General features: G+C 48.6%; 4 protein-coding genes. 3 read left to right on the top strand and 1 reads right to left on the bottom strand.

The annotated features are described in order from the left end of the window. Positions 1-151: 151 nt before the first annotated feature. Complete coding sequence (locus tag VN105_RS10400; protein WP_325640539.1) at positions 152-712, top strand: flavin reductase family protein; 561 nt, start codon at positions 152-154, stop codon at positions 710-712. 1 nt (position 713) lies between these two features. After that, positions 714-2,309, top strand: coding sequence for a Na+/H+ antiporter (locus VN105_RS10405; RefSeq protein ID WP_325640541.1), 1,596 nt, complete (start codon positions 714-716; stop codon positions 2,307-2,309). 151 nt (positions 2,310-2,460) lie between these two features. Here the strand turns inward: VN105_RS10405 and VN105_RS10410 are convergent, their stop codons facing one another. After that, positions 2,461-3,051: an SWIB/MDM2 domain-containing protein gene (locus VN105_RS10410; protein WP_325640542.1), complete on the bottom strand. Its 591-nt coding sequence runs from the start codon at positions 3,049-3,051 to the stop codon at positions 2,461-2,463. Positions 3,052-3,258: 207 nt separating this feature from the next. On the opposite strand from VN105_RS10410, the gene VN105_RS10415 reads away from it, so the two are divergent. Beyond that, entirely contained in the window at positions 3,259-3,774 is a 516-nt protein-coding gene (locus VN105_RS10415) for a hypothetical protein (RefSeq protein WP_325640544.1), read from the top strand. Positions 3,775-4,139 lie beyond the last annotated feature (365 nt).

Here is a 4,139-nt window from a genome sequence, read left to right on the forward strand (position 1 = left end):
ATCTTCCTTTACTAGACAGGAATATTTTCAGGCGGTCAACAATAAGTGATGTGCTGTGTTGTGTATGATTATTGCGGATGTTGTCTTATCCGGGATTAAGATGATTGAATTATAATTAATAATAGCGGCACTAAAAGCAAATAACCCGATGATGAAACGAACCTATAAGAAAGCCAGCCTGCCGGTATCAGAGATCCGCAGGTTCCTGGAGCCCGGCCCTATTGTGCTGGTAAGCTCCCGTTGGAAAAACAAGACCAACATCATGACCATGGGGTGGCATACCGTGATGGAGTTTTCTCCCTCATTGATAGGATGTATGATCACAGCTGCCAATCACAGTTATGAAATGATCCGGAAAAGCGGGGAATGCGTGATCAATATTCCCACCGTTCACCTGGTGGAGGAAATTGTGGGCATTGGCAATACTACGGGCGCCCGGGTGGATAAGTTCCGGAAGTTTGGGCTTACTCCTGAAGGAGGAGCGGTGGTGAAAGCGCCGCTGATAAAAGAGTGTTACGCCAACTATGAATGTAAGGTGGCAGATACCCAATTGCTGAAAGGTTACAATTTCTTTATATTGGAAGTAGTGGCAGCACAGGCTGCAGTGTATCCCAAATATCCTAAAACGGTACATTACAGGGGAGAGGGCATTTTTATGGTATCGGGAAAACACATTAACTTGAGTACAAAATTTAAGAACCAGAATCTTTAATATGCTCGCTACCGTTATAGAATACATTTTACTGATCTTTTTTATTCTGTCGCTGGTAATGATCGCGCAGAAGCTGAAAATAGCCTACCCGATCGTACTGGTATTGGGCGGACTGGCACTCAGTATGTTCCGGTTGTTTCCTTCTATCCAGATCAACCCGGAAATGATCCTGCTGATTTTCCTGCCGCCGTTATTATATGAAGCGGCTTGGTATACATCCTGGAAAGAATTGTGGCGGTGGAGGCGTGTTATTTCCATCTTTGCTTTTTTGATCGTGATCTTTACTTCCGGGGTGGTGGCGGTGGTGTCGCATGCGCTGATCCCTGGATTTACACTGGCGCTGGGTTTCGTGCTGGGAGGGATCGTGTCTCCGCCGGATGCTGTATCTGCCACTACTATCCTGAAATATGTGAAAGTGCCTAAAAGGCTCTCCTCCATCCTGGAGGGAGAAAGCCTGATGAACGACGCTTCCAGTTTGATTGTATTCAGTTTTGCCAGCACGGCCGTTACCACCGGTGTATTTGTGCTGCAGGATGCGGCGGTGAGCTTCGTGATTGCGATTGTAGGAGGAATTGCCATCGGGCTGCTGATCGGGTTACTATACTATGTCATTCACCGCTGGCTGCCCACCGGTACGGATATGGATGTGATTTTAACGCTTACAGCGCCTTACGTAATGTATATCTCCGCGGAATACTTCCATGGCTCCGGTGTATTGGCCGTGGTGAGCGGCGGTTTATTCCTTTCTGCCCGGAGCCAACATTTCCTTACCTACCGGAGCCGGTTGCAGGGGGCCAATGTATGGGCCACGCTGGGATTCATGTTGAACGGACTGGTATTTATGCTCATAGGGCTGGAACTGCCGGTGATCATTAAAGAACTGGGTAGTGTAAGTGTTGCCGAAGCTATTAAGTATGGTGTTATTATTACCGTAGTGCTGATCGTAACCCGTTTGCTTTGTACCATGTTCGCCTCGGTGTTCACCGTATTTATCAGCCGGTATATCACCACTGCCGATAACCGGCCGGGCTGGAAAGGGCCACTGTTGTTAGGCTGGGCGGGTATGAGGGGCGTGGTGTCGCTGGCTGCGGCCTTGTCTATACCGGTGTATATGAACAACGGCCAGCTTTTTCCACAGCGTAACCTGATCCTGTTCATCACCTTTACGGTGATCCTGCTTACACTGGTGGTACAGGGCCTCACGCTGCCGGTGCTGATCCGGTGGGTGAAAATGGAGGACCCGGATAATGAGCTGCCTGCCGAAGAGCAGGAGCGGATGATCCGCGACCGGTTGCTGGAAGGGAGCATTCATTTCCTGGATACGCATTTCAGCGGCGAGGTAAAGTCACATGAGGCCCTGAAACAGCTGCGGGACGACCTGGAGCATCGCAAAGCAGTGTCTATGCACAATAAAACAGAAGGGGTGGATCATAAGTTATACAAGAAAGTATACCTGAAGATGCTGGATCACCAGCGCAGCATATTACACGAACTGAACAGGGATCCTCATACCTCGCATGAGCTGATCAGGAAGTTTCATGAGCTGGTGGATATTGAAGAAGAGATCCTGAGAATGAAATATGAATCTGCTTCCTGAGAGGGATCGCATCAGTAGCGCTGGTTGCTTCCCGCTTTATAAATGAAATATGAACATGCTTCCCGGAAGGGCGTAACATATCGGCAGGGGTGCTTCCGGGTTTATCCGGAGGCGCCCGCTCATGGCCGGTTTATACTTTTATACCGGTAGTTTATTTCACGTGAATACTGATCACTTTGGCCAGGTCAAACATGGAGATCTGCTTTTTTCCGCCAAATATTTTACCCAGTTTATCATCCGCATTGATCATGCGTTTGTTGGCAGTGTCCTGCAGTTTATTCGCCTTGATATAGTCCCACACCTTTTTAACGATCTCAGTTCTTGGCAGCGCTTTATCACCAATAACAGCAGCCAGGTCGGCGGAAGGAGACAATGGTTTTTTCAGGCCTGAATTGCCGGATGCGCCTGCAGCAGATTTTTTAGCAGGACTTGCCTTGGAGGCAGCAGCGCTTTTCTTAGTCGGAGCCGCTTTCTTAGGCGGAGCCGCCTTCTTAGCGGTGGCTTTTGCAGGCGCCGCTTTTTTTGCTGTAGCAGCTTTCTTTGCTGGTGTTTTAGTGGTGGTAGCTGTTTTGGATTTTCCTGCAGTGGTTTTCTTTGTTGCCATTTTTTTTGTTTTAAGATGATATTTATTCAGTTTTTCAGATAACCTTCTTCCTGTTCCGGCAAGTGTGCGCGGATCAACGTTCAGGGTAATACCGTTGTAAAACGCCGGTATCCCCTGTATTGTTGCAACTCGTACCATATAAAGGTTTCCCGGCCGCAGCGGCATAAAGCAATGACGCCTTCCGGCAAGCATCCGGGAAACCATCAACACATATGCCAGTTTATGGCAATCATACAGGCAATTTCTCCGGTTGTGGCGGGTTTAAGCCTTGTTTGTTATTGGGCGGCGGAGAGCTGGAAACAATACAGGCCCGCTTTTTAAAGCACTTAATTGTATCTTGCCGTTATGAAAAGGAGTGATTACCTGCGGCAGGGAAAGTCTGAAAATTACCAGGATGCAGAAGCAAAGGGCCTGTTGAAAGCTGGTGAAGCGGCTATTTTACTGTCGAAGAAATTCAATATCAAAATATCGGCGAAGGAACTGGGCGTATTTTCCACAGAATGGCAACACGCCGGCGTTTTTAAGGGGGCAAGGAATGGCCGGTTGATCGGTCGCAAAGTTTATTTTTTTTCGGCAGCTGCGCTTAACAACATCTCCCTGGATACTATACTCGCCAACAGGAATAAGGCAGCGGAAAAACCCTTGCCGGACAATAGCCCCGTGCAGGGCTGGTATCCACAGTACTTTCGTATGACCGATCCCGTTACCCGCAAAACCTCCTCCAAACCCTTTATCGGCATTTACAAGGGGCCGGCTTCCAAAGCGCCGAAAGGTTTCCGGGCATTGGCAGATGAAGCTTTTGCTGTAGCGGAAAAACAACGGGGTAAGGCACTGAAACCGGGAGAGGAGCCCCGCTTTTAAGCGGAACAGGGAATGGCTCATAGCTCCATCAGCAGACCTGGGGAGGCATTCTTCAGCCCTTTTAAGCAGAACAGGGAACAGCTCATTCTACTGATGGAGCAAAGGGAAGCAAAAATTGAAAGACTTTTAAGCGGAACAGGGAGCAGCTCATAGCTGGCGGCAACAAGCACGGCTTTCACCTGCTCCCGGGGAGCTAATCCCGCTTTTGACAGCGCATTCTCATTCCGGCTTTTTTCCTTAACTTAATTACAGTAAATTATCCACTACATGAAAAGCTTGCCTACTTTGCCACTCATTACCAGGTATGCTGCTGAGCAACCCCGCTTTACGTTACTGGATTCTGTAGCCAACAGGATTTCCCTGAT

It is taken from the genome of Chitinophaga sp. (assembly GCF_035564935.1).
In the GTDB taxonomy this organism is placed as follows: Bacteria; Bacteroidota; Bacteroidia; order Chitinophagales; family Chitinophagaceae; genus Chitinophaga.